Origin of the sequence: Egicoccus sp. AB-alg2 (assembly GCF_041821065.1) — a bacterium.
In the GTDB taxonomy this organism is placed as follows: Bacteria; Actinomycetota; Nitriliruptoria; order Nitriliruptorales; family Nitriliruptoraceae; genus Egicoccus.
In genome coordinates, this window is sequence record NZ_JBGUAX010000001.1 from 86,220 (window position 1) to 109,549 (window position 23,330).

General features: G+C 72.7%; 27 protein-coding genes. 8 read left to right on the forward strand and 19 right to left on the reverse strand.

What is annotated here, in order from left to right; translation table 11 throughout:
- Positions 1–22: 22 nt before the first annotated feature.
- The 8 genes from ACERM0_RS00415 to ACERM0_RS00450 are packed head-to-tail and all read right to left on the reverse strand — an operon-like array spanning position 23 to position 6,773.
- Positions 23–943, reverse strand: a complete 921-nt coding sequence (locus ACERM0_RS00415; RefSeq protein ID WP_373676509.1) for a 1-phosphofructokinase family hexose kinase — start codon at positions 941–943, stop codon at positions 23–25.
- Positions 940–1,686 (reverse strand): sugar isomerase domain-containing protein, encoded by a 747-nt coding sequence (locus ACERM0_RS00420; protein WP_373676943.1) that lies wholly within the window; start codon positions 1,684–1,686, stop codon positions 940–942. The genes ACERM0_RS00415 and ACERM0_RS00420 overlap by 4 nt, the downstream gene beginning before the upstream one ends.
- Positions 1,683–2,843 carry an N-acetylglucosamine-6-phosphate deacetylase gene (nagA, locus tag ACERM0_RS00425; RefSeq protein WP_373676510.1) on the reverse strand — a complete coding sequence of 387 codons (1,161 nt, stop codon included), beginning with the start codon at positions 2,841–2,843 and terminating at the stop codon, positions 1,683–1,685. Before nagA ends, ACERM0_RS00420 begins: the two co-directional genes overlap by 4 nt.
- A gap of 2 nt (positions 2,844–2,845) precedes the next feature.
- The gene (locus tag ACERM0_RS00430) at positions 2,846–4,168 is read right to left on the reverse strand and encodes a PTS ascorbate transporter subunit IIC (RefSeq protein WP_373676511.1); all 1,323 of its coding nucleotides are present in this window, start codon (positions 4,166–4,168) and stop codon (positions 2,846–2,848) included.
- Positions 4,169–4,216: 48 nt separating this feature from the next.
- Complete coding sequence (locus ACERM0_RS00435; protein ID WP_373676512.1) at positions 4,217–4,501, reverse strand: PTS sugar transporter subunit IIB; 285 nt, start codon at positions 4,499–4,501, stop codon at positions 4,217–4,219.
- Positions 4,502–4,538: 37 nt separating this feature from the next.
- Complete coding sequence (locus tag ACERM0_RS00440; protein WP_373676513.1) at positions 4,539–4,979, reverse strand: PTS sugar transporter subunit IIA; 441 nt, start codon at positions 4,977–4,979, stop codon at positions 4,539–4,541.
- Positions 4,972–5,976, reverse strand: a complete 1,005-nt coding sequence (locus tag ACERM0_RS00445; protein WP_373676514.1) for an SIS domain-containing protein — start codon at positions 5,974–5,976, stop codon at positions 4,972–4,974. Before ACERM0_RS00445 ends, ACERM0_RS00440 begins: the two co-directional genes overlap by 8 nt.
- A gap of 11 nt (positions 5,977–5,987) precedes the next feature.
- Positions 5,988–6,773: a DeoR/GlpR family DNA-binding transcription regulator gene (locus ACERM0_RS00450; RefSeq protein ID WP_373676515.1), complete on the reverse strand. Its 786-nt coding sequence runs from the start codon at positions 6,771–6,773 to the stop codon at positions 5,988–5,990.
- A gap of 76 nt (positions 6,774–6,849) precedes the next feature.
- Between ACERM0_RS00450 and ACERM0_RS00455 the strand changes: the two genes are divergently transcribed.
- The 4 genes from ACERM0_RS00455 to ACERM0_RS00470 all read left to right on the forward strand — a co-directional run bounded on the left by ACERM0_RS00455 (position 6,850) and on the right by ACERM0_RS00470 (position 11,510).
- Positions 6,850–8,772: an HPr family phosphocarrier protein gene (locus ACERM0_RS00455; RefSeq protein WP_373676516.1), complete on the forward strand. Its 1,923-nt coding sequence runs from the start codon at positions 6,850–6,852 to the stop codon at positions 8,770–8,772.
- Between the two features lie 113 nt (positions 8,773–8,885).
- The gene (locus tag ACERM0_RS00460; RefSeq protein ID WP_373676517.1) at positions 8,886–9,299 is read left to right on the forward strand and encodes a hypothetical protein; all 414 of its coding nucleotides are present in this window, start codon (positions 8,886–8,888) and stop codon (positions 9,297–9,299) included.
- 58 nt (positions 9,300–9,357) lie between these two features.
- A complete protein-coding gene (locus ACERM0_RS00465; RefSeq protein ID WP_373676519.1) occupies positions 9,358–9,789 on the forward strand; it encodes a heme-binding protein in 432 nt (143 codons plus the stop codon).
- A 113-nt stretch (positions 9,790–9,902) separates the two neighbouring features.
- Complete coding sequence (locus tag ACERM0_RS00470; RefSeq protein WP_373676520.1) at positions 9,903–11,510, forward strand: von Willebrand factor type A domain-containing protein; 1,608 nt, start codon at positions 9,903–9,905, stop codon at positions 11,508–11,510.
- 33 nt (positions 11,511–11,543) lie between these two features.
- Here ACERM0_RS00470 and ACERM0_RS00475 read toward each other — a convergent pair whose 3' ends face one another.
- From ACERM0_RS00475 to ACERM0_RS00510, 8 genes are all read right to left on the reverse strand, one after another.
- Positions 11,544–12,725 (reverse strand): S-layer homology domain-containing protein, encoded by a 1,182-nt coding sequence (locus ACERM0_RS00475; protein WP_373676521.1) that lies wholly within the window; start codon positions 12,723–12,725, stop codon positions 11,544–11,546.
- Between the two features lie 363 nt (positions 12,726–13,088).
- Positions 13,089–13,730, reverse strand: coding sequence for an SET domain-containing protein (locus tag ACERM0_RS00480; protein ID WP_373676522.1), 642 nt, complete (start codon positions 13,728–13,730; stop codon positions 13,089–13,091).
- Between the two features lie 141 nt (positions 13,731–13,871).
- On the reverse strand, positions 13,872–14,840 hold the full coding sequence (locus tag ACERM0_RS00485) for a S16 family serine protease (RefSeq protein ID WP_373676523.1): 969 nt from the start codon (positions 14,838–14,840) through the stop codon (positions 13,872–13,874).
- 205 nt (positions 14,841–15,045) lie between these two features.
- Complete coding sequence (locus ACERM0_RS00490; RefSeq protein ID WP_373676524.1) at positions 15,046–15,174, reverse strand: hypothetical protein; 129 nt, start codon at positions 15,172–15,174, stop codon at positions 15,046–15,048.
- 88 nt (positions 15,175–15,262) lie between these two features.
- A complete protein-coding gene (locus tag ACERM0_RS00495; protein ID WP_373676525.1) occupies positions 15,263–15,541 on the reverse strand; it encodes a GlsB/YeaQ/YmgE family stress response membrane protein in 279 nt (92 codons plus the stop codon).
- A gap of 188 nt (positions 15,542–15,729) precedes the next feature.
- Positions 15,730–16,542 (reverse strand): ABC transporter permease, encoded by an 813-nt coding sequence (locus ACERM0_RS00500; RefSeq protein WP_373676526.1) that lies wholly within the window; start codon positions 16,540–16,542, stop codon positions 15,730–15,732.
- Positions 16,539–17,516: an ATP-binding cassette domain-containing protein gene (locus ACERM0_RS00505; RefSeq protein ID WP_373676527.1), complete on the reverse strand. Its 978-nt coding sequence runs from the start codon at positions 17,514–17,516 to the stop codon at positions 16,539–16,541. Before ACERM0_RS00505 ends, ACERM0_RS00500 begins: the two co-directional genes overlap by 4 nt.
- A 97-nt stretch (positions 17,517–17,613) precedes the next feature.
- Positions 17,614–18,216 carry a helix-turn-helix domain-containing protein gene (locus ACERM0_RS00510; RefSeq protein ID WP_373676528.1) on the reverse strand — a complete coding sequence of 201 codons (603 nt, stop codon included), beginning with the start codon at positions 18,214–18,216 and terminating at the stop codon, positions 17,614–17,616.
- A 92-nt stretch (positions 18,217–18,308) separates the two neighbouring features.
- Between ACERM0_RS00510 and ACERM0_RS00515 the strand changes: the two genes are divergently transcribed.
- Both ACERM0_RS00515 and ACERM0_RS00520 read left to right on the forward strand, forming a co-directional pair.
- A complete protein-coding gene (locus ACERM0_RS00515) occupies positions 18,309–19,118 on the forward strand; it encodes an AzlC family ABC transporter permease (RefSeq protein ID WP_373676530.1) in 810 nt (269 codons plus the stop codon).
- A gap of 1 nt (position 19,119) precedes the next feature.
- Entirely contained in the window at positions 19,120–19,428 is a 309-nt protein-coding gene (locus tag ACERM0_RS00520) for an AzlD domain-containing protein (protein WP_373676531.1), read from the forward strand.
- A gap of 54 nt (positions 19,429–19,482) precedes the next feature.
- On the opposite strand, the gene ACERM0_RS00525 is transcribed toward ACERM0_RS00520, so the two are convergent.
- The 3 genes from ACERM0_RS00525 to ACERM0_RS00535 form a co-directional block, all read right to left on the reverse strand.
- Positions 19,483–20,136, reverse strand: a complete 654-nt coding sequence (locus ACERM0_RS00525) for a ribonuclease H (RefSeq protein WP_373676532.1) — start codon at positions 20,134–20,136, stop codon at positions 19,483–19,485.
- Positions 20,137–20,197: 61 nt separating this feature from the next.
- On the reverse strand, positions 20,198–20,461 hold the full coding sequence (locus tag ACERM0_RS00530) for a hypothetical protein (RefSeq protein WP_373676533.1): 264 nt from the start codon (positions 20,459–20,461) through the stop codon (positions 20,198–20,200).
- A gap of 95 nt (positions 20,462–20,556) precedes the next feature.
- Positions 20,557–21,765 (reverse strand): hypothetical protein, encoded by a 1,209-nt coding sequence (locus ACERM0_RS00535; protein ID WP_373676534.1) that lies wholly within the window; start codon positions 21,763–21,765, stop codon positions 20,557–20,559.
- A 162-nt stretch (positions 21,766–21,927) separates the two neighbouring features.
- Here ACERM0_RS00535 and ACERM0_RS00540 point away from each other — a divergent pair, with 162 nt between their 5' ends.
- Positions 21,928–22,281, forward strand: coding sequence for a hypothetical protein (locus ACERM0_RS00540; RefSeq protein WP_373676535.1), 354 nt, complete (start codon positions 21,928–21,930; stop codon positions 22,279–22,281).
- A gap of 129 nt (positions 22,282–22,410) precedes the next feature.
- Positions 22,411–23,313: a PAC2 family protein gene (locus ACERM0_RS00545; protein WP_373676536.1), complete on the forward strand. Its 903-nt coding sequence runs from the start codon at positions 22,411–22,413 to the stop codon at positions 23,311–23,313.
- Positions 23,314–23,330: the final 17 nt, after the last annotated feature.

The window sequence follows — 23,330 nt, forward strand, 5'->3', positions numbered from 1 at the left end:
CTTGCGTACGCGGGTGGGGGCGTCAGATCGTTTCGAGGGTCACATCGGGCAGCAGCCGGCGGTAGGCCGCCAGCTCGAAGGCGCCCGCCCCGACGACGAGGGTGTTCGCCGCGCCGGCGGCAGCGGCCGACTGCAGGGCGGCCGACCACGGCAGGTCCTGGGCCAGCGCGACGGCCAGGGCGCCGGCGAACGCGTCACCCGAGCCGGCGGGGTGGCGCGCGTCCACCCTCGGGGCGTGGATCCGTTGCGTCGCCTGTCCGACGCCGGCCGCCACGGCGCCGTCCGCACCGGCGGTGACGATCGCTCGTCGGCAGCCGTCCAGCAGGGCACGTGCCGCGTCCGCGGGATCCTCCACGCCGGTGACCTCGGCGGCCTCCTCACGGTCGACCTTGATCACGTCCACGCCGGTCTTCAGCGCGGCCCGTAGTCCCGGTCCGGAGCTGTCGACGACCACGCTCGCCCCGGCGCCAGCGGCCGACGCGAGCAGCCAGCACACGGTGTCGAGGTGATCGCCGTCCGGCAGCGAACCGGACACGACCAGGATCCCGCCTGCCAGCAGGTCGGCGAGACACCGCTCGGCCGATTCGCGGAGCCGCTCGGGCGGGATGGCCTCGCCCCGGTCGTACAGCAGCACCGCGTGCCGGTCGTCGGAGATCACCTGGGTCGTGCGGGTCCGCCACGTGTCGCTGCGGTCCACCACGAAATCCTCGTCGAGGCCCTCGTCGTGCAGGCTCTCGGCCAGCCACGCGCCGGTGTCGCCCGCGACCACGCCGTGGCAGCGCACGCTGCCGCCGAGGAGGTGGACGGTGCGGGCGACGTTGATGCCCTTGCCGCCCGCCAGGCGTCGACGCTCGACCGGGCGGAGCGGCACGTCGAAGCGCAGATCCTCGACCAGGACCGTCTCGTCGACGGCCGGATTCGGGGTGAAGGTACGGATCGTCACAGGAAGAAGATGCGGTCGCCGTGCTCGGCCGTCAGGCGGGCGTTGTACTCAGCCCCGCCATCGACGTTGGCGGCGAGGAAGACCGGTGGCTCGACGCCGCTGTCAGCCACCCGCTGGATCGCTCCCGACACCATCGCGTGCAGCAGCGCGGTCGACGTGACCCCGGACGCGGGCGTGAACTTCTGTGGCACGTTCGGGTGCTCGAGCACCGCGTCGCCGACGTCCACCTTGTTGTCCAGCACCACATCGGCGTGGTCGTGCATCTTCGTCCCGGACGGGTGGCGCGACTCCACGCTGCCGCTGTAGGCGACCGACGTCACGGCGATCACCTGCAGACCCCGCTCCTTGGCGCCCTTGGCCATCTCGATCGGCACGGCGTTGCGGCCCGAGACCGACACGACGATCAGCACGTCGCCGGGCTGGATCGGCGTGGCGTCGAGCAGCGCGTCCGCGAAGCCCTCGAGCTTCTCCATGGCGGAGGTCAGCGTGGTCGGGCGCGTCTCCAGCGAGGTGATGCCGGGCCCGAAGATCGGGTTGATCAGCATCAGTCCACCGGCGCGGTAGATGATGTCCTGCACGGGCAGGGCGGAGTGGGTGCAGCCGAACGCGAAGATGCGCCGACCTTCGACGACCGCGTCGGCCAGCAGCCGTGCCGCGGCGTCGATGTTGTCCTGTTCCTCGGTCCGGAGGCGCTCGAGCAGCCCGCCGACCGCTGCGAGGTAGTCGTTGGCGAGGTTGGTCATCGTCGAATCCATCGTTCGTCGGGAAGGGCGTCGTGGGCGACGACGCCCGAGATCAGGGTCAACAGGGGATGGAGCCCGTCCGGCTCCAGGAGGACGAGATCGGCGGTCGCCCCGGCAGCGATCGTGCCGCGGTCGTGCAGCCCCATGGCCTGGGCCGGGACGCCCGACGCGGCGTGCAGCGCCGCGGCGAGGTCCTGGCCGCTGGCCGCCTGGTAGCGCGCCACGCCGTCCAGCAGGTCGAGCGTGCTGCCGGCCAGCCCACCGGCCTGGGTGCGGGCGATGCCGTCGCGGACGACCACCCGCTGGTCGGCGAGCAGGTACTCGCCGTCGCCCAATCCGGTGGCGCGCATCGCATCGCTGACGAGCACCACCCGTGCGGGTCCGGCGGCCTGTGCGACGAGGCGCAGCGTGGTGGGGTGGAGGTGGATCAGGTCGGCGATCACCTGGACGAACACGCGCGGGTCGGTCAGGCATGCGCCGACGACGCCCGGTTCGCGGTGGTGCAGCGGGGGCATGCCGTTGAACAGGTGGGTGGCCTGCGTCGCGCCGGCGTCGATCGCCGCCTGGGTGTGCTCGACATCGGCGTCGGAGTGGCCGATCGCGATGCGGACGCCGGCCGCCGATGCTGCCCGCGTCAGGGCCAGGTCGGGGTCGCGTTCGGGTGCGACGGTCAGCAGCGCGACCTCGCCGCTGTCGAGCCACCGGCGCCACTCGGCCGGGTCGGCGTCGCGAAGGTGGGCGGGGTCCTGCGCGCCGCATCGTGCCGGCGACAGGTAGGGGCCCTCGAGGTGGAGCCCGATGGAGCGGGCCTCGCCATCGCCGGGGACGTAGGTGCGGTGGGCCTCGATGGCCGCGCGCAGCCCCTCGGGGTGGTGGCTGGCGGTGGTCGGCGCCCAACTGGTCACCCCACGGGCGGCGAGGTGCCGCGCCACGGTCCGTAGCGCCTCGTGGGTCGCATCGAGGGTGTCGTACCCCTCGGCGCCGTGGATGTGGATGTCCACCAACCCGGGGGCGAGGAGCAGGCCCGTGGCGTCCACCACGGGCCCGTCGTCCTCGAGGTCCTGGCCGACGCGCACGATGCCGTCGGCGGCCACCACGACGTCGGCGACGCCGTGGCGATGGCCGTCCGACAGGACCTGTGCACCTCGCAGCAGCATGCTCAGACCGCTCCGAACAGGCGCGCCACGAACCAGATCAGGATGCCCGGCACGATCGCGTCGGGGACCGTGAACGCCAGGCCCTCCGCGCCCATGCCGCTGAGGTCGCCGAACACCTGGTAGCGGTACGCAAAGCTGATCAGCCACCAGCCGACGAAGCCCCACAGGAACCCGCCGAGGATGGCGCCGCGCTTGCCGCCGGTGGCGTTGCCGAAGATCGCCGCGGCACCGGAGGCGAAGAACGCCACGATCATGCTCGGGATCGGCACCGGCATCCCGGCCGCCGCCAGCGTCGCCATGCCCGCGACCTGCCCGAACGTGCCGGAGATGAGGCCGATCACCAGCGCGTTGGGGGCGAACGGGAAGATCACCGGCACATCCAGCGCCGGGATCGCACCGGGGATCACACGCTCGGCGATGCCCTGGAAGGCCGGCACGATCTCACCGATGAGCATGCGCACGCCGTAGAGCAGGATCAGCATGCCGGCCGTGAAACCGGCCGCCTGCAGCAGCGCGAACACGATCCAGTTCTGACCGCCGGAGATGTCCTCCTCGAGCACGCTGATCCCCACGGCCGACGCGGCCAGGCCGGCCGCGGCCGCGACCACCAGGATCATGACCAGCGTGGTGGACACCGCGATGTCGCGGAAGAAGTTCAGGCTCTGCGGCACCTCGATGTTCTCGGTCGAGTCGTCGGGCTTGCCGACCAGGCCGCCGAGCCAGCCGGCGGTCACGTTCAGCAGCGTCTGCCCGTGACCGAAGGCGATGTCGTCGCTGCCGGTGATCTTGCGCATGAACGGCTGGGCGAGGGCCGGCGCCAGGGTCATGTAGGCACCGAACACCACCGAGGCCAGCGCGACGGTCGCGACGGTGTTGAGTCCGAACGAGTGGAACAGGATCGCGAAGGCACCCGCGTGGACCCAGATCATGTGCCCGGTCAGGTAGATGTACTTGAACGGGGTGAAGCGGGCCAGCAGCAGGTGGATCACCAGGCCGAACAGCAGGGTCCAGCCGATCGCGGCGCCGACGTTGCCGACGTTGGCGTCCTGGACGGCGGAGACCACGGCCTCGTCGAAGGTCACGAACGTCTGGAAGCGTTCGGTCGGCAGCCCGGTCTCGAACATCTGCTGGATCGGGCCGAGCGCCTCGAGCAGGACGGCGATGCCGCCGCCGATGATCAGCAGGCTCAGCCCGGTCTTGATCGTGCCGGTGACGACCTGCCCGGACGGCGCCTTCTGGGCCAGCAGCCCGATCAGCGCGATGATCGCCAGGATCACCGCCGGAATCTGTAGCAGTTCCACGAAGAACTGCACCGTGCTCATCATCCCCTCATCCTCTCCCTGGGTCCCCGTTCCCGGTGACGGCGTGGTGGATCACGCCTCGCCGGCGACCTCCTTGGCCGCCGGCACGACCTTCTCGGCGATCTCGGCCTTGTTGACGAGGTTGTCGATGTAGACCACCGGGGTGCTCGAGCCACCGAGGTGCGAGCGCATGTCCGATGGCGCCACGATGAGATCGGCCTGCATCGTCTTGACCGAGCCGAGGTCGACGGGACTGACCTCGGCGGCCACGCCTGCCTCGCGCAGGATCTTGTCGACGGTGAGCTTCAGCATCATGCTGGTGCCGAAGCCCATCCCACAGACGGTTGCGATACGCATGGACGGTTCCTTGTGTGCGTGCGGGTCACTTCACCCGTCAGCTGGTGAGCAGTTCCAGGACGGCCTGCGGCGTCTGGGCGCCCGCGACTCGCTCCACGACGTCGGGATCGCCCAGCCGCACGGCGAGGTCCTGCAGCGCGGCGAGGTGGGCTTCCTTGTCGACGGGTGCGAGGGCGACGACCAGCCGCACCGGGTCGTTTGTCGCGTGGCCGAAGGCGACCGGGTCGCGCAGGGTGACCAGCGAGATGCCGGTGCGGACCACGCCGTCCTCCGGCTTCGCATGGGGCAGTGCGACGCCCGGCGCGATGACGCAGTAGGGCCCGAGCTCGTCGAGCGCGTCGACCATGGCCTGCACGTAGTCGGGCTCGCAGGCGCCGGCGTCCCGGAGCAGCTCACCCGCGGCACGGACCGCACCGGCCCGGTCGTCGACCTGCACGCCGGTGCGGATGACGTCGACGGTCAGCAGGTCCTCAAGCATCGAGGGTCACCACCGCGGTGAGGTTCTCGGGCCGGTCGGGGTCGAGCTGCTCGTCGCGCGCCATGGCCAGTCCGAGCAGCTGCACGAACGGCAGGGCCAGCACGTCCCGCCAGCCGTCCGGCAGCGCCGAGGAGGCGGCGAGGTCGGCACCGGCGACGTCGTGGCGTGTGGCGACCGTGACCGTCCGTGCGCCGAGGTCGGCCATGTCCGCCAGCACCTTGCGCTCGAGCGGCTCGTCGCCGTCGAGCAGGCCGATCACGAGCGTGCCGGCGCCGATCATCGACATGGGGCCGTGCCGCACCTCGAGGGTGTGGAACGCCTGCGCCTCGACGAGCGCGACCTCGGTGAGCTTGAGGGCCGCCTCGCAGGCCAGGCCATAGCGGGGCCCGCTTCCCAGCACGACGATGCGTTCGGGGCGGCCCGACGCGAGAACGTCCTCCACCAGCCGGTCTGCGTCGGCGAGCATTCGCGCCCCCGCTTCCTCGATGGCCTCGGACACGCCGTCGGGTACGGGCCGGAACAGCGAGAGCGCGCCGAGCATCATCGAGGTGAACGAGCGGGTCTGGACGACCGACTCCTCGGCAGCATGGTCGAGGTCCACCCGTGTCGCGGCCTGCGCTGCCAGATCGCTTCGCGCATCGCAGGTGACCGACAGACGCTGGCCGGGCCAGTCCTGCAGGACGCGCACGGTCTCGCTGGTCGCACCGGAACGCGAGATCGCCAGCAGCGGGGTCTGCTCCGGCGCCGAGGTCCACGAGGCCCGGTCGAGCAGCAGCTCGGACGCCGGCAGGGACCGCACCGGCACCCGCAGGTCGTGCTCGACGTGGCGCGCCAGCCAGCGGGCGACGTAGAACGTCGACCCGCACCCGGTCACGAGCAGGTTCGCGCCGTCGGCGGCAGCGGCCGGCGGTGACGCGATCTGCAAGGTCTGCTTCCAGGTGGCCGGCTGCGAGCGGATCTCACGCTCGGTGACGGCGCCGGGGGTGGCTTCGGGCACGGAACTCTCCTTCATGCCGAATCGGCGATCTCGACGGCGACGCCGCGCGCACGGATGGCGGCGAGCAGGTCTGGGTCGGCTTCGGAATCGGTCACCAGGCGGGAGGCCGCCTCGACCGGGGCGGTCTTCGACGCCGCGACGTGACCGAGCTTGGTGGCATCGGCGACGATGGTCAGGCGATTGCTGGTGCGCATCACGGCCTGGTCCGTGACCAGCTCGGGCAGGTGCTCGCTGGTCAGGCCGTGGTCGGGGTCGACCCCGCGCATGCCCATGACCACCTCGTCGCAGCGCATCTGCTCCAGCGCCCGCTCGGCGAGGTGGCCGATCATCGACATCTCTCGATGCCGCAGGAATCCGCCGACGACGACCACGTCGACGGCCGAGCTGGCCAGCGCACTGGCGATGGGGAGCGCGTTGGTGACGACGGTGAGGTGCTGCCGGCCGGCGAGGTGGTCCGCGACCGCCAGCGTCGTCGTCCCGGAGCCGAGGAAGACGGTCGAACCGTCCGGGATCGAGCGCGCGACGAGCCGACCGATCGACTGCTTCGCGGCCGCCTGTTGGCCCAATCGCTGCGTCCATGGTGGTTCGTCGGTGGGACGCTCCAGGGCGACGGCCCCGCCGTGGGTGCGCTCGATCTCGTTGCGGTCGTGCAGCAGCTGCAGGTCCCGGCGAATGGTCATCTCCGAGACCTGGAAACGTTCCGCGAGCTCGCCGACGGAGACGGCGCCCAGGCGCCTCACGAGCTCCGCGATCGCGCGCGCCCGCTGTTCCCGCAACGGCCCACCACGCTCGGCCACGCCCACCTCCTGGACATTTCGCTCGACTTCGAACATCATGTCGAACAGAAACGAACAATGACGGTCGGAGCCAGCGATGTCAAGCCCCACCTTCCCGGACGCCCCTATTCGTGGAGCTTCAGCATCGCCGGGGCTCGGCGAGGGCCGGATCGCGATCGTTGCCGAGCCAGCGTCCGCGGCGGAAGCGGCGGCAATCGGACACCTGACGACCCAGGAGATGTTCGATCGTGCTCGCGCCGGCCTCCGCGCCGAGGCCGAGCGCGCAGCGGGCGAGGTCGCGCAGATCCTGCGCGGTCAGCTGGCTCTGCTCGACGACCCGAACCTCGCGCGGACGGTCGAGGAGGAACGTGCCGCCGGTCGCTCACTGGCGGAGGCCGTCGATGCCGCGGCGGCACGCCTGCGCGATGGACTGCTGGCCAGCGACGTCGAGCGGATCCGTCAACGGGCCAGCGACGTCGACGACCTCGCCGCCCGGCTGCAGACGGCGGCGACCGGGCGCGCGCGGTCGCCGGTGGTCCCGGACGGGCCCGGCCCGTTCGTGTTGGTGGCCCGCGACCTGCTTCCGTCCCAGACCGCGCAACTGGATGCCGACCGCGTGACCGGGCTCGTGCTGGAGGACGGCGGTCCGACCGCACACGCCGCCATCATCGCGCGGGCACTCGCGATCCCGCTGGTCACCGGGGTCACGGACGCCCGTGAGCTCCTGGCCGCCCACTCCTCGGCCCTCGTCGACGGGACCCACGGCGGCGTCTGGCCCGAGCCCGACGACCAGGTCCGGGACCGGCTCACCGCAGCACAGCCCGCCGCGCCGGCGGAGGCGGCGCAGCCGGTCCGCCGAGTCGAGCTCGGGGGCGGCGAGGTCGTCGAGGTTGCCGTCAACATCGGCGCCGTCGCCGAGGCGGAACGCGCCTCCAAGGCCGGCGCCCGGGCGGTGGGCCTCCTGCGCAGCGAGCTCCTGGCGTTCGCCGGCGCCCGGAGCCGCGAAGAGCTGGCCGGCGTCCTGCGGCAGGTCGGGCAGGCCATCGACGGGCCGATCGTGTTCCGGCTCCTCGACGTGGGCGGCGACAAGCCCCTGGACGGCGTGACCGTCGAAGGCGAACCCAACCCGATGCTGGGTGCACGCGGTGTGCGTCTGCTCGACACCTCCGAGCAGGTCTTCGTCGAGCAGTTGGCGGCGGTCGCGGCGGTCCTCGACGAGGTGGACGTGCGGATCAGCGTCCCGATGGTCGCCGACCCGGCCGAGGTGGTGGCCGTGCGTGAACTGTGGTCACGTGTGAGCGACCAGCCGGCCCCGCCGATCGGCATCATGGTGGAGACGCCCGCCGCGGTGTTCCTGGCCGAGCCCCTGGCGGCGGTCAGCGACTTCTTCTCCATCGGCACCAACGACCTGACCCAGTACGTGCTGGCGGCCGACCGCGGGAACCCGGCGGTCGCGCACATGGTCGACGCGACGCATCCCGCCGTACTCGGCGCCATCGGTCACGTGACGCGCGCCGCCCAGGCGGCGAACATCCCCGTGGCCGTGTGCGGGCAGGCCGCCGCCGACCCGGTGGCGCAGCGCCTGCTCGTCGGGCTGGGCGTGACCGAGCTCTCGGTGCCGGTCGATGCCCTGCAGGCCACCGTGGCCGCACTGCGCGGCGTGGCGATCGAGGAGCTCCGCGAGGAAGCCTCTCGGGCCACCGGGGCGCACGAGACGCCGGAACCGGCGTCGCACGAGGGTCGCGAAGACACGGGCGATGCTGAGCCTGGACGATTCGTGGTGACCAATCCCGACGGCCTGCACGTCCGGCCGGCGAGCCAGCTGGCCGACGTCGCGAACGAGCACGGCGTGCGGATCGTGATCCGCACGGCGACGGGGGAGGGGGACGCGAGCAGCGTCTTCTCCATCCTCGCCCTCGGCATCGACACGGGCCACGAGGTGGAGGTCGACGTGGAGGGGGACGCCGCCGACATGGCCTGGCCGAGCGTCCGCGCCATCCTCGCCGGGGACACGCCGTAGGCGACCCGGTGCGCGGCGCACCGTGGCGTCACGGAGGCTGCGCGCCACCTCCGGTAGGACCTTATATAACGGGGTAGGCTGGCGAGTGAGTCAGCCCCGACCGGAGTGATCGCGTGCCGACCTCCCGATCCCGAACCGGCGATCGCACACCCTCGGAGCGCAAGCACGTCGGTCTGACGTTGCCGCGACGGGTGAAGCAGCAGGCGACCGAGGCCGCGTCCGTGCACGACTGGTCCGTGGGGGACTGGGTGCTGGCGGTCGCGGCCGAGTTCGGGCCGGCACTGCGCGAGCGGCTGGGCCGTGTCGAGGTCCGCAAGCGCCCCAAGGTCGAAGACGCCGCCTTCGCGGCCCTGTATCTGACGCCCGACGAGCGCGACGAGTTGGACGACCAGGCGGTGGCGTGCGGCCTGAACCGCTCGGCGTTCGTCACCGCCGTCGCACGCCTGGGACTGGGCGACGACCTCGAGGACGTCGTCGCCTCCCTGCGAGCACCCGGCACGAGCGACCAGCCGGCAGCGGCCCCCTGAACCCACCGGGACTCGGGCGACTACGGTCGGGCGCGACGTCCACGGGAGAGGAACCACCTTGGCATCGCTGTCGCTCGAGCAGGCCCAGCAGATCATCGACGGCGCCTTCGCCGCCGCGCAGGAACACGACCTCAAGCCGCTCGCGGTCCTGGTGCTGGACGCCGGCGGGCACGCGAAGGCGTTCGCGCGGCAGGACGGCGCGGCCAACATGCGCTTCCAGATCGCGCACGGGAAAGCGTTCGGTGCGCTCGGGATGGGAACCGGCTCGCGGGCGCTGATGGAACGCGCCGAGCAGCAGGCCTACTTCATCGCGGCGGCCACCGCGGCGTTCGGTGGGGCGCTGGTGCCGGTGCCGGGCGGCGTGCTGATCAAGGACGGCGATGGCGAGATCCTCGGCGCGGTCGGCGTGACGGGCGACACCTCGGACAACGACGAGATCGCGGCGGTGGCCGGCATCGAGGCGGTCGGGCTCGTCGCCGTCACCGGCTGACACATCTGCTCAACGGGAGTCCGGTCGGCGGGCCGCTGAGCCGTGCGGGTCCGCCATGACATGGAACCGCACCCGCTTCGTCGGCGTCCAACGGGGCGACGAAGGGGAGAAGCATGCGTCCGACGACCCGTCAGATTCTCGCGGCCGCTGGCTGCCTCGCGCTCGTCCTGACCGCGTGCGGCGCGGGGGACACGGCCACCGAGGCCGCCCTGGACGTCACGCTGCAGGGCGCCGACGACGAGGCCGCGGAGATGCCGGCGGCCGGCGGCGCGCTGGACGCCGGGGCAGAGGCCGACGCGGCCGCCCCGCTGGTCGACGAGGACCCCGCGGCGCCGGAGGGGGAGCGCGGCGGGATCGAGTCGGTCGTGTTCGACGACCACGGCGTGGCCGGGTGGGTCGACACCGGTAGCGACGCCGTCTCCACCTTCCGCACGGACGCGACCGTCGGCTCGTACCGGGTCGCGGAGTCGTGGCTGGTCAACGGCGTGCTGCCACCCGCCGAGGGCGTACGCGCCGAGGAATGGATCAACGCGCTCGACCACGGTTACCCGGCACCCGCCGGTGACGAGGTGTGGGCCGTGCACGCCGACGCCGGCGCACCGTGGTGGCAGACCGGACCCGACGCGCCGGCCAACACCCGGCTGTTGCGCGTCGGGTTGCGCGCCACCGACGGCGTGGGGGAGCGGCCCCCGGCCTCGATCACGTTCGTGATCGACGTGTCGGGATCGATGGAGACCGACGACCGGCTGGACACCGTGGTGGAGGTGCTTGGCCGCTCCCTCGACCGGCTCGACGAGCGTGACCAGGTCGCCATCGTGACCTTCCACGACGACGCACGACTGGAGCTGGCCCACACCAGCGACTACGGGCAGGTCCGCGACGTGCTCGCCGGCCTGCGGCCGCTGAACGCGACCAACACCGGCGCCGGTGTCGTCCTGGGCCACGAGACGGCCGCCGAGGGCCATCGCGAGGGCGACCACTCGAGCGTGGTCGTGCTGGCCGACGGAATGGCCAACGAAGGCGTCACCGACCCGCGGCAGATCGTCGAACGCCTCGACGAGGTGGGCGGGCCCGCCCGGATCGTGACGCACACGGTGGGGATCGGTCGCGAGGTCTACAACGACGCGTTGCTGTCCACCCTCGCCAACGAGTCCGGCGGTACCTACGCCTACATCGACCGCAGCGACCAGGCCGACCGGCTCTTCGACCGCGACCTGCCGCTGCTGTGGCCGGTGGCCCACGACGTCAAGACCCAGGTGACGTTCGAGCCGTCGAGCGTGCGGGCATGGCGCCTGATCGGCTACGAGTCGCGGGCGCTGGCGGCGGAGGACTTCCGCGACGACGCCGTCACCGGCGCCTACGTCGGCGCCGGACATGCCGTCACGGCGATCTACGAGCTCGACCTCGCGGTCGAGGGCGGCACCGGCGGCGAGCTCGGCCAGGTGCAGGTGCGGTGGGCCGACCCGCGCTCGGGCGACGTCAGCGAGATGGAGGTGCCGCTGCCGGCGGCGCTGGCCACAGAGGAGTCCGGGTCGGCCACGTTCGGCCAGGCCGCGGCGATGACCGCACTGGTCGAGGCGCTACGCGGCTCGCCACATGCGCTGGTCAACCTGCAGCAGGTCGCCGACCAGGCCGACGGCGAGCTGGCCGCACTGGTGGAGGCCTCGCGCGCCGCCTTCCAGGGCGCACCCGCCCAGCGCCGAGAGTTCGTCCAGCCGTGACGGCCAGGACCCGGGGTGCAAGCACCCGATCTGTCAGAAGCGGACGGTGGCCGGCACGTGCGCGGCGTTCGTCCAGGCCGCCTGGGTGCCGGCGAGCCGCCAGAGCAGCGCGGCGGTCTGGGCACGGGTGACCCGGTCGGTGGGGGCGTATTCGGTCGCGGTCTTGCCGGTGACGACCCCGTGTTCCGTCAGGAACGCCACGGCCGGGTCGAAGTGCTCGCGGGCCCGGACGTCGATGAACGGATGCCGGCCGGCGGGCGCCGGGCTGCCCACGAAGCGCCACAGGAACGACGCCATCTGGCCGCGGGTCACGGTAGCCGACGGGTCGAACCGTCCATCGCGGGTCCCGGTCACCACGCCGGCCTGCTGCAGCCAGGCGACGGCGTCGGCGTAGTAGGCGTCTGCCGGCACGTCCCCGAACGTGTGCGGCGCCCGCGGGGCGGGCTTGCCGGCGGTCCGCCACAGGAACGCCGCCATCTGTGCGCGCGTCACCGGGCGTGACGAGCCGAAGCTGCCGTCGGCGACGCCGCCGGTGATGTCGTGGCCAACCATCCACAGTACGGCGTCGTGGTGCCACGCGTCGGCGGGCACGTCGCGGAACGGGCCCGACGTGGACGCCGGCGTCGACGAGTTCACGTCGGGCAGCGGGCGCCAATAGGAGGTCCTGCGCAGCGCACCGTCCCAGGTGAAGCTGAAGTGGATGTGGTCGGTGTGCGGGCTCGCGCCGGTGTAGGGACGCCAACCCTCGTCGGGCCGGTAGGCGTTCCAGACCTGGCGGTTCCAGATGATGTACATGATGCCGAGCCGGCGGGCCATGGCGTGGCGGTTGCCGTGCTCGTCGGTGGCGAGCAGCCAGCCGAGCACCTCGTCGGCCTTGCGCCGGTCGCTGGCGTTGTTGGCGTTCAGCATCCAGTCGTAGGCGCGGCCCTCCTTGTGCTCGCTCTTGCCGCCTTGCGAGCAGTTGCGCAGGATGCCGCCACCGTTGGCGCCGTAGGTGCGCTGCAGGAGTGCGCGGAAGTCACGGACACCGGGCTGCTCCTCGGACAGGCACTGGCTCTGGCCCTCGTAGCGCGCGTAGGCGTCGATGTTGGCGCCGTACGTGCCGCTCGGCAGCGGGCTGGCCAACGCCGGTGCGACGAGCGTCGCGAGCAGGCCGGCGAGGAGGGCGGCGACGGTCAGCGGGCGGAACAGACGGGCGGGCACAGCACAACGCACGGGCTTCCTTGCCTGCATGGGACGGGCGACACCTGCCGGCAGCCTCGGCGTGAGCGCGCGCGAGCAGAGATGCGGGCAGGACCCCTTGCTTCGGACGTTGGCCGCGACAGCTTCAACGCAGCGGCACGAACGCGCGGGCTGCGCCCGGCCACGCCGCTGCCGTGGCGGGGCTGACAACGACCCCACGACGGAGCTGCTCGCCCCAGTTCGCGGGTGGCGGCACACCTGAGGGGAGCGACCGTCCGCGCGCGCAAGTTTACGTAATGTCGCTTATGGGGGAACTGCGAGGTGCCGGGAGAGGGGTCGCGCGGACGACTGCGACATGGAATGGTCGCGCCTCAGTCTCGCGGTCCATCGCCCACCTCAGTCAGTCTCGACGACCTCGAACCAGAGCTCGCCGCCGCCGTCGGCGCGGTACGAGACGGTGATCTCTTCGTTCTTGGCGATCGGCCGCAGTGACCACAGTTCGGCCGACTCGGTGTCGGGCACCAACCACAGGTACGCGTTCGGGTCCGGGCTGTGGTTGCACATCGACGACACACCCAGGACCAGGCCGGCGGACCCGTCGTCGTTCCACTCGTAGACGTAGTCGTCGACGATCGTCTGCTGCAGCGCGGCGCGCTGCTCGGCCGGGACGACCAGGACCGGCGCCTGCATGAGCAGCGTGTCCGCCGCGATGCGACGGGTGGCGAACAAGCCTCGTCCGGCGACGGGCGACTCGCGGACTTCGTACAACACCGGGCCTCCGGGCATGCGTGGACGCGGGATCGTGCCGCATCGCCACCGCAGGCTCGTTATATCACGTGCTGTCGACCACTCCCCGACGCTCCTGGCCCGAACATAGGCGGGCTCCTGCTCGGTCAACTCCAGTGCCACCCACAGCCGGGTGCCGGTCGCGGCCGCCACCCGCCGCTCCTCCCCCAGCAACGCCAGCTGTGCCTCGGGAGTGTCGCGGTAGGCCATCACCACGATCCCGTCCACGACCGCGGCGATCTTGTCCAGCAAGGTCCCCCGGCCGCTGGAGGCCGGGACCGTCCGTGGTCACCACCACCACCTCGATCGGCACGTCGGACGACCCGCCACAGGCGGGGCGCCGGCAGCGCGCCTCCCTTGACATGGCCGTGCGACGCTGCCAGCCGCCGCAGGTCAGTAGGCCGGGTAGCCGTGCTTGGCGGCCGACGCGGCGTCCAGCACCTTGATCGCCTCGTCGATGCTGTCGACCGGCAGCAGTCGCATCCGCCCCGGGTTGAAGTCCTCGAGCTCGTGTGCCTGCACGGCGGGGAACACCAGCACGTCGGCGCCACGGTTGCGTGCGGCGGTCGCCTTCGCCGGCAGGCCGCCGATGCGGGTGACGGCGCCGTCGCCGCGGATGCCGCCGGTGCCGGCGACGTGACGCCCGTGTGCCAGGTCGTGGTTGGCCACCTCGGCGTAGGTCATCAGCGCGATCATCAGCCCGTGCGAGCGGCCGAGCGCGAGGTCGCGGAACCAGCCGATCGGCGCGAAGCTGGCGAGCTGGCCGCCGATCGCCGCGTCGAGGTCCCCCGGCGCGAGGTCGACGACGTGGATCTCGTCGAACGGCAGCAGCGGGCCGGGAGCGGCATAGGTCTTGCCCTCGTCGGACTGGAAGATCACCGGTGACTCGGCCTTGGCGACCGCGCGCTGCCAGGCGCGGCGGTCGACGAGGTCGACGCCGTTCATACGGGTGATCGTCATCTGCTCGGGCAGGTAGCCCTCGGTGGGGCCGACGCCCTCGACCAACAGGCCGAAGTCGACGTCGATCCCGGCACGCGAGAGCCCGACCGCGACGGCGGCCGGCTCGTTGACGCGTGGACGCTGCGCCCCGGCAGCCGTCCGCATGTTCCGCGTGTGACCGACGTCGACGAGCCGGTCGGCCACCACCTCGGCCACCATGGGCGGCCGGCCGACGGTCAGCCACGACCAGCGGCCGGGCGGGTTCACGACCTGCCCTTCGACGACCAGCCGGCCGTCCAGCCGCCAGGCGTTCCCGGGCGGGTCCTCGTCCACCAGGTGGACCCAGGGCACGGGCGCCAGCAGCACCAGCATCGCGAGGATCAGCAGCTTCGTGGCGCGCATACGGCGTCGCGGCTGCGTCATGCAGTGGCCTCCCAGTTGCCGTTGTCCCGGTTGCTCTCCACGTTCGAACGTACCGGGTGGTCACTGTCCAGACGAACAGGGGGAGGGCTTCTTCACGACTCCGGCAGCGCCTACGCACCTGGCGCGCAGCGGGAACTCGCACGGCATCGTGCGCACACGCCTCGCCCCCGGCACGTGGCCGGGGGCGAGCGTCGTTCCTACGCGCTCAGTCGTCGTGATCGGGCGCCGGACCGCCGTGATCCTCGCCGGGCTGCGCGGTGTAGTCGTCCGGCTGGGTCTCGGGCGCGGGCTGGCCCTCGTGCTCCTCGTCGGTCGGCTGCGGATGCTCCGACATGCTTGCCTCGTTTCGCCTCGGAATCGGCGGATGGGGATGGTCGAGGTCCGGCGCGACGCGCAGACGCGCGGCGCGTCCGGCCCTCGCGTCAGGCGCGTCGCGTCCCGCGGTCGGTGCTGTCGCCACGGCCGACGCGTTCGGCCACGAACAACACGATCAGCACACCGATGATCGAACCGAGCAGGCCCGCCGTGCCGAGTGCCAGGCCCTCGCCGCTGATGAGCGAGCCCAACACGCCACCGACGACCGAGCCGACCATGCCCAGCGCGGCGGTCGCCACGAAGCCCATCTTCTGACGGCCCGGCATGATCAGGCGGCCGAGATAGCCGGCCACGATGCCGAGGATGATGAAGGCGATGATGCCCACGGAGACGCTCCTTGTCGCTGGTTGAGAATCCAGCGTCGTCGCTGGTTTCCGAGAATCCCAGCGTCCGTGTCCAGGGCGCAGGCTCACAGCAGGACCCCCCGGCCGTTCGCCGGTCCCGGCCGCGTACCGGGACGGATGACCACCGGCGGGGGGCGGCACCCGGCCCGGCCACCGGGCCAGACCCGGCGTCAGTCGATGCGGCGGTAGCGACGCACCGAGGCCGGGACTGCGATCGCCAGGATCGCACCGGCCCACGCGAGGGTGAGCAGCACGGGCCGCAGCGTCGGGCCCCCGATCGACAGGGCCCGGGCCGCATCGGCGGCGACCGTCACGGGACTGTTGGCCGCGAATCCCTGCAGCCAGCTCGGCATCGTCTCCACCGGCACGAAGATCGAGCTGGCGAAGACCAACGGGAAGACGGCCACGAACCCGGCGGTCTGCGCCGCCTCGGCCCCCGGCACCGCGAGGGCGACGTAGGTGAAGATCCAGCTCAGCACGAACCCGAACAACCCGACCACCGCGAGCGCACCGACCGCCGCCAGGAAGCCTTGCGTGAATCGGAACCCGAGCAGGTAGCCCACCGCCGTCATGAGCAGCAGGACGGCGAGGTTGCGGGTCAGGTCGGCGAAGGTGCGCCCCGCCAGGACCGCGTAGCGGGCCATCGGCATGGAACGGAACCGGTCGATGACGCCGCGCTCGAGGTCCTCGGCGAGGCCGACCGCCGTCTGCGTGGACCGGAATGCCGCCGACTGCACGAAGATGCCGGGCAGCAGGAAATCGAGGTACTCGATCCCCTCGGGCAGCGCCGCGCCGGCCACACCCCCGAACACGGCCGAGAACAGCACCACGAACATCACTGGCTGGATCGTCGAGAACACCAGCAGCCGCGGCTGGCGCAAGAAGTGCCGCAGGTTGCGCTTGGTCACGGTCCACGCGTCGCGCACCGCCAGGCGCGTGGCGGGACCCTCCAGCGGCTTGGCGGGCAGGCTCGGCGCCGTCATGGCGTCACCTCCTCGACGGGGCCGGTCGGCGGCGCACCCTCCGCGGAGCGGGTGCCGGTGAGCTCCAGGAAGACGTCGTCCAGCGTCGGACGGCGCAGACCGACGTCCCGGACCTCGACCCCGCGGGCGGCCAGGCGTCGTGCCACCTCGGCCAGCACCTCCAGCGGCGCGTCCTCCTCGACGTGCACCAGCACGCGGCGGGCATCGGGGGCGGCCTCGGCCTGCGGCAGGGCGTCCATGGCCACCTCGACGTCGCCGTCGTCGGCCAGCAGGACGTCGACCACCCGGCCGCCGATGCGGTCCTTGAGCTGGTCGCCGGTGCCTTCGGCGATGATGTGCCCGCGGTCGATCACGGCGATCCGATCGGCGAGCACGTCCGCCTCCTCGAGGTACTGGGTCGTCAACAGCAGCGTCGTGCCCTGTGCGACGAGGTCCCGGGTCACCTCCCAGATGGCGTTGCGGCTGCGCGGATCCAGGCCCGTGGTCGGCTCGTCGAGGAACAGCAGCCGCGGCTGCACGACGAGGCTGGACGCCAGGTCCAGGCGCCGGCGCATGCCGCCCGAGTAGGTCCGGGCCGGACGGTCCGCGGCCGTCACGAGATCGAACCGCTCCAGCAGCTCGTCGGCACGCTCGCGGGCGGCCCGCAACGGCAGGTGGAACAGCTCACCGAACATGCGCAGGTTCTCGCGGCCGGTCAACAGCTCGTCGACGGCCGCGTACTGGCCGGTGAGGCCGATCAGCCGGCGCACCTGCGGGGCCTCACGCACCACGTCGTGACCGAAGACCGTGGCCCGGCCGCCGTCGGGCGTCAGCAGGGTGGCGAGCACGCGCACGAGGGTCGTCTTGCCGGCCCCGTTCGGCCCGAGCAGACCCAGCACCTCCCCCACGCCCACCTCGAGGTCGACCCCGGCCAGGGCGTCGTGTCCCCCGAAGCGCTTTCGCACCTGCTGCACCCGGACGGCGAGTTCGCTCACGTGGTCGTGCTCCTCGCTCGGGCGCCGCGCGCGTCCCACGCTAGGGCAGCCCGGGTCCGGCCGTTTCCGGCGCGGCTGCCCGCGCCACGCGGTCGCCTCAGGTGTATTCGATGAGCAGCACGGCCCGCGTCCCGTCCGAACGGGCTTCGTAGCGGTGTGGCACGTCGCCCGGGAACGTGGCGAGGTCTCCCTCTTCGAGTTCCACGAGCCCGCCGACCGGACCGACCAGCAGGCGACCGGCGGTGACCAGCACGTGTTCGACGGTGCCGACGGTGTGCGGCTCGGCGTTGCCGCCCTCCCCCGCCGGGTTGCCCGGTTCCAGCTCCAGCACCGACAACTCGACCCGGGCGAGGTGCGTGGTGGTCAGCAGCACCCGGGCTTCGAGGTTGTAGCGCTCGCTGCGCAGCCGGGGCGCGTCACCGGCGCGCACGACCCGGACCGGTGGGACCGGCGGTTCGAGCAGCGCGCCGAACGGGACCCCGAGCGCGCGTGCGAGTGCCCACAGCGTCTCGATGCCGGGGTTGGCGTCGCCCGCTTCGATCGCGTGCAGCGTGGACTTGCCGATGCCGGCCGCGGCCGCGACGTCCGCCAGGCTGCGGCCCGCCCGCGAGCGCAACTCGCGGACCGTGGCGGCCACCCGTGCCCGCAGTTCCGCGGCACCCTCGCCGTTGTCGAGGTCTCGCGGTCGGTCCTCGTGCACCGAGGTGTCCTTGCTCGTCGCCGTGGTGACTGCCGTGCTCGTTGCGCCGGCGGCTTGCGTTGCCGCCCGCGGTGCGTACAGAATACCGAACGATGAGTTCACTTCACCGAACGCCCGTGTCACCGCCGCTGGTCGGCGGCATCGTCGCACGCACGCTGCCCGTCGCGGTGGCGGTGGCCGCCTACGGCGTCTCCTTCGGGGTGCTGGCGGTCGCGGCGGGTCTGTCGCCGCTGCTCGCGACGCTGTCCAGCCTGCTGGTCTGTGCCGGGGGCAGTCAGTTCGCGTTCATCGGCGTGCTCGCCGCCGGTGGCAGCCCGATGACCGGCGCGGTCGGCGGGTTGCTGCTCAACCTGCGTTTCCTCGCCTTCGGGCTCGCGATGCGACAGCACCTGCCGCGTGACGCGTCGCGGCCACGCCGGCTGGCCGACGCCCACCTCGTCGTCGACGAGACGGTCGCCCTCACGCTGGCCGGCCCCGACGACCACCGCCCACGCCGTTTCCGGGTGATCGGCGTCACGCTGGTCTCGACCTGGGTGGTGACCACGGCGATCGGCGCCTACGGCGGCAGCCGGCTGGGCGACCTGGACGCATGGGGCCTGGACGTGGCGTTCCCGGCCGGGTTCGTCGCACTGCTGGCCCCGTGGCTCCGCACGCGCCGCGGGAAGGTTGCCGCGGCGGTCGGTGGACTCATCGCCCTCGCGTTGACTCCCCTGCTGCCACCGGGCATCCCCGTCGTCGTGGCGGCCGCGGGCGCTGCGCTCGCGCTCCGGGTCCCGGAGCCGGCTCCCGCGCCCGACACCCGGCCGACGTCGGCGCGCCCGACCGGTACGGCCGACGGCGCCGACACCTCCGCGGACACCGGCCCCGGCACCGGCGCCGATCCCGGCTCGAAGGAGGGCTGACATGGTCCTGTTGGCGCTCGCCCTGCTCACGGTCGGGACCTACGCCGCCAAGGCCGCGGGCCTGCTGGTCGCCACCGACCGGGAACTGCCGCTGGGGCTGCGGCGGGCCGTTGACCTGCTGCCGGCGGCGCTGCTCGCGGCCCTGGTCGTCACCCAGACGGTCGCCGACGGGCAGGCGCTGCACCTCGACGCCCGCATCGCCGGCGTGGCCGCCGCCGGGCTCGCCGTGTGGCTGCGCGCGCCGTTCGCCGTCGTCGTGGTCGCCGGCATGGCCACCACCGCCGGGTTGCGCGCGCTCGGCGTCGGCTGACCACCGCCCCGACCGAGCGTTGTTCCCGAACCGGACCCGCGGGCGTTGGCCGTGTCAGAGCTGGTCGCGGGCGTAGGCGGTCGCCAGGCTGTCCGCGTACTCGTTCCAGCGGTTGCCGGCGTGCGCCTTGATCCAGCGCACGTCCAGCTCCGGGCGGGCCGAAACGGCCTCGTAGAGCGGGCGCACGAGGTCGAGGTTCTCCACCGGCCCGGTCTTGCGCCGCCACCCGCGTGCCGCCCAGCCCGCGGCCCACTCGTTGATGGTCCGTACCGCCAGGTTGGAATCGGAGTAGACGACGGCGGGCGTGCCGGCCGGCACCAGCTCGATGCCGTGCAGCAGGGCGGTGAGCTCCATGCGGTTGTTGGTCGTGTGCGGTTCGTGGCCGCGGTCCTGGGCGACCACCTCGCCGTCGACGACGTAGACCGCGCCCCAGCCGCCGGGACCGGGGTTGGGGCTGGCGGCCCCGTCGGTGAACACCCCGGAATCGGGGCCGCCCGCGTACTTGTCGAGTACCTCGGCGAGCGTCAGCTGCTCCTCGCCGGCCAGGGCGGCGGCATCGCGCGACCCACTGCGGGTGCGCGTGCGGCCGCCGCGGTAGCAGCGGGGGCACTCCTTCGGCGTCCAGCCCGGATAGCGGGCCAGGAGGTCGGGCGACGGGGTGAACGTCTGCCCGCAGGAGGCACAGGTCAGCGGCGTGGTGTCGGACATGACGCGCGAGCCTACTGGCCTGCGCGCCACCCCCGGACGCCGCGAGGCGGTCTCCGGATGCCTAGAGCCGGTGCTCGGCGAGGACGAGCCGCGAGCCGAACACGTCCTTGGTGTAGCGGCTGGGCGAACCACGGTCGATGAGGAACTCGGCCGGGTCGGCCTCCAGGTCGAAACCGACGGTCATCGCGCAGTGGTCGCAGCGGTACTTGCCCAACCCGACCATGCCGCCGATGAGGTGCTGCTCACCGTCACAGCGCGTGCACGAACGGCGGGACGGCACGTCGGCGAGGGCCGTGCCGCCTGCGGGAAACCTGGTCTCGTCCATGGCGTCAGCCTACCTGCCGTCCCGGGTCCGCCGCGGCACGTGTCCCCCGTGACCGCGTCGTCCCAACCTACTATCGCTGTCGGAAACGGTACTGCTCAACGCCCGTCCGTGCGGCCATCTCGTGTGACGAGCACGCGGCCGCCCGCGTCCGTGCGCACCACCTCGAGCCGCCACCCGCGAGGCCCTCGCGGGGGCCGACCCAGCGCCCGCCACCAGGCGGCGACGTCGATCTCCATGCCGTGGGTGGCGATCTCCACCTCGTCCACGTCGACGCTCCGCAGCCAGGCCCGCACGGCCTTGGGGCGCACCGGCAGCACGGCGTGGATCTGCGACGCCCGGTACCACGGGCTCGGCGAGGGCGGCTCGTCGAGGGTCAGCAGCGCCCGTGCGTCCGCGAGCCGCCGGGCGCCGACCTCGGCACCGATCGTGTCGTGCAGGCGTGCCCGCACCGCGGCCGGCGCCACCCGCAGCAGCACCGCACCGGGCGCACCGACCGGCAGGCGGGTGCGCGGCGCGTCGGCCGGGCGGGTCCGGGTCACGCCCGATGGCAGCAGCGTCGCCCGCGCGCCGACCCCCGGCGTGCGCAAGGCTGCCGTCCACACGATCGACTCGCGCAACTCGCCCTCGACCTGGACGAACTCCAGCTCCGCGTCGCCGGGCAGGTCCGGGTCGGCGAGGTCGACGGCCGGCGAGAGCACCACGCCGCCGCCGCGTGCGTGGGACTGCGCCGCCAGCAGCGCCCCGACCGGCGGGAGGTGCTCGGCCAGTCGACGCACCCGACGCCCGTCGCGGCGACGGCCGGGGTCGGCGTGGAACACCGCGTCGTCCGGCACGGCGACGTGGAGCGCGTCCGCGCAGCACGTCCCCACCTCCAGCCCCAGCTGTCGCGCGTTGTGCCCGAGCAGGACGAGCCGGGCCTCGTCGAGATCGACGGCGGTCACCTCGGCGCCGTGGGCGGCCGCGGCGAAGGCGTCGCCACCGAGCCCGGCACACAGGTCCCACACGGCGCCGCTGCCCAGCCGGCGGGTCCGCCAGTCGCTGACCGTGGGGTCGCTGGCCTGTTCGAGTCCCTCGCGCGTGAACAGCAGCCGGTCGGCCTGCGGCCACCGTGCCCGTGCCCGCCGTCGGGCCACGGCCGCGGCCACGACCGCCGACGACGCCGCCGGCGACAGACCGGTCCGGCGCAGACGCGTGACGACCGCGAGCTCGGCCTCGCCGGCGTCCAGCGCCGCCGTCACGTCGTCGACGTGAGGCGTGCCGTCGGTGACGAGCCACCGGGCGGTGGCGGCGTCGAGCGTGTCCACGGGTCGTCGGATCCCTCTTCGGCGTCGCCAGCGGTCGCGTGCGCGGGCAGCGGCTTCGACAGGATGGCGGGAGGTACTAGGAGGTTTGCACAGGTTTCTCTACAGTTTCGCGCCGTGTACCGCCGTGGGGTGGTACGGCACCCGATGGGAGGCACGAACCCGATGGCACCTGCCAAGAAGGCCGCGAAGTCGACCGCCAAGAAGACGGCGGCGAAGAAGACGGCCGCGAAGAAGACGGCGGCCAAGAAGACCGCGAGCAAGAAGACCGCCAAGAAGACGGCGGCCAAGAAGACCGCGGGCAAGAAGACCGCCAAGAAGACCGCTGCCAGCTCGGCAGGCGCCCGCGAGAACGTGATCGTCACGTCGAAGCTGCGCGAGGCGGTCCGCTCGCACGACGTGCGCATGTCCTCGGACCTGGTCGAGGCCCTCAACGAGCAGGTCCACGAGCTGCTCGCCAAGGCCGTCGACCGGGCCAAGGGCAACGGTCGCGGCACCGTTCGCGCGAACGACCTGTAGTCACCCGCGAAACGGCGACGGCGGTGGTGCGGGCCCCTGGGCTCGCACCACCGCCGTCTCTGTCCCCGCTTGCGGGGACGAGGCGCAGGTGACCGAAGTCCGCCGGCCCTCCCCCGCTACGGTGACGCCATGAGACTTCTTCGACTCGACGACGACGCGCCGGACCTCGGTCCCGACCCCGTACTCGTGCTCTCGCTCGACGGGTGGACCGACGCCGGCGAGGGCGGCACGGCCGCCGCCGACGCGCTGCGCGGCACCGCCCATCCCGTGCCGTTGGGCACGTTCGACGGCGACGCGCTCTACGACTACCGCGACCGTCGGCCGCAGCTGGCCATCGACCGCGGCATGCTCGCCCAGCCGGTCTGGCCGGAGCTCACGCTCGAAGCGCTGCGTCCGACCAGCGGACCGGCCCTGCTGCTGGTGACCGGCGCCGAACCGGACCTGTCGTGGCAGCAGCTGGGCCGTGACCTGCTCGAGCTGGCCAACCGCTTCGGTGCCACCCGCTACGTCGGTCTCGGCGCCGTGCCCGGACCGATCCCCCACACCCGGCCGGTGCAGATCCTGGCGACCTCCAGCGACCCGCAACTGCTGGAGCGCATCGGCCGGCCGCACGAGCAGCTCGTGGTCCCCTCGTCGTGCCAGTCGGCGATGGAGGCGCTGCTCGCGGCCGGGGGCCTGACGACGCTGGGACTGTGGGCGCGGATCCCGCACTACATCGCGGGCGAGTACCCGGAGGCGGCGCGCGCCTTGCTGGAACGGTTCACGGGTTACCTCGGCACGCCCGTGGACCTCACCCCCTTCGACGAGGCGGTGACCGACAACCGCGCCAAGCTCGACCTCGCCGCGGCCTCGTCCGACGAGGTCACCGAGCACGTCCGCCAGCTCGAGCGGCTCTACGACGCCGAACTGGAGGCCGAACGGCTGGCCGACGGCAACGGTGCCGGGGGCGCCGACTTCACCGAGGCGCAGGTCCCCTCCGCCGACGACCTCGCCGCGGAGATCGAGCGGTTCCTGCGCGGTCGCACGGAGTAGCGCGACGTGGACACACG

What these genes read in the sequence shown, in the direction of transcription:
- ACERM0_RS00490 (WP_373676524.1), bottom strand. Translation starts at nt 15,174, where the DNA reads ATGTCGGAGCATCCGCAGCCGACCGACGAGGAGCACGAGGGCCAGCCC.
- ACERM0_RS00520 (WP_373676531.1), top strand. Translation starts at nt 19,120, where the DNA reads ATGGTCCTGTTGGCGCTCGCCCTGCTCACGGTCGGGACCTACGCCGCC.
- ACERM0_RS00420 (WP_373676943.1), bottom strand. Translation starts at nt 1,686, where the DNA reads ATGACCAACCTCGCCAACGACTACCTCGCAGCGGTCGGCGGGCTGCTC.
- ACERM0_RS00485 (WP_373676523.1), bottom strand. Translation starts at nt 14,840, where the DNA reads ATGACGCAGCCGCGACGCCGTATGCGCGCCACGAAGCTGCTGATCCTC.
- ACERM0_RS00455 (WP_373676516.1), top strand. Translation starts at nt 6,850, where the DNA reads ATGTCAAGCCCCACCTTCCCGGACGCCCCTATTCGTGGAGCTTCAGCA.
- nagA (WP_373676510.1), bottom strand. Translation starts at nt 2,843, where the DNA reads ATGCTGCTGCGAGGTGCACAGGTCCTGTCGGACGGCCATCGCCACGGC.
- ACERM0_RS00440 (WP_373676513.1), bottom strand. Translation starts at nt 4,979, where the DNA reads ATGCTTGAGGACCTGCTGACCGTCGACGTCATCCGCACCGGCGTGCAG.
- ACERM0_RS00545 (WP_373676536.1), top strand. Translation starts at nt 22,411, where the DNA reads ATGAGACTTCTTCGACTCGACGACGACGCGCCGGACCTCGGTCCCGAC.
- ACERM0_RS00470 (WP_373676520.1), top strand. Translation starts at nt 9,903, where the DNA reads ATGCGTCCGACGACCCGTCAGATTCTCGCGGCCGCTGGCTGCCTCGCG.
- ACERM0_RS00430 (WP_373676511.1), bottom strand. Translation starts at nt 4,168, where the DNA reads ATGATGAGCACGGTGCAGTTCTTCGTGGAACTGCTACAGATTCCGGCG.
- ACERM0_RS00540 (WP_373676535.1), top strand. Translation starts at nt 21,928, where the DNA reads ATGGCACCTGCCAAGAAGGCCGCGAAGTCGACCGCCAAGAAGACGGCG.
- ACERM0_RS00530 (WP_373676533.1), bottom strand. Translation starts at nt 20,461, where the DNA reads ATGGACGAGACCAGGTTTCCCGCAGGCGGCACGGCCCTCGCCGACGTG.
- ACERM0_RS00435 (WP_373676512.1), bottom strand. Translation starts at nt 4,501, where the DNA reads ATGCGTATCGCAACCGTCTGTGGGATGGGCTTCGGCACCAGCATGATG.
- ACERM0_RS00525 (WP_373676532.1), bottom strand. Translation starts at nt 20,136, where the DNA reads ATGTCCGACACCACGCCGCTGACCTGTGCCTCCTGCGGGCAGACGTTC.
- ACERM0_RS00500 (WP_373676526.1), bottom strand. Translation starts at nt 16,542, where the DNA reads ATGACGGCGCCGAGCCTGCCCGCCAAGCCGCTGGAGGGTCCCGCCACG.
- ACERM0_RS00515 (WP_373676530.1), top strand. Translation starts at nt 18,309, where the DNA reads ATGAGTTCACTTCACCGAACGCCCGTGTCACCGCCGCTGGTCGGCGGC.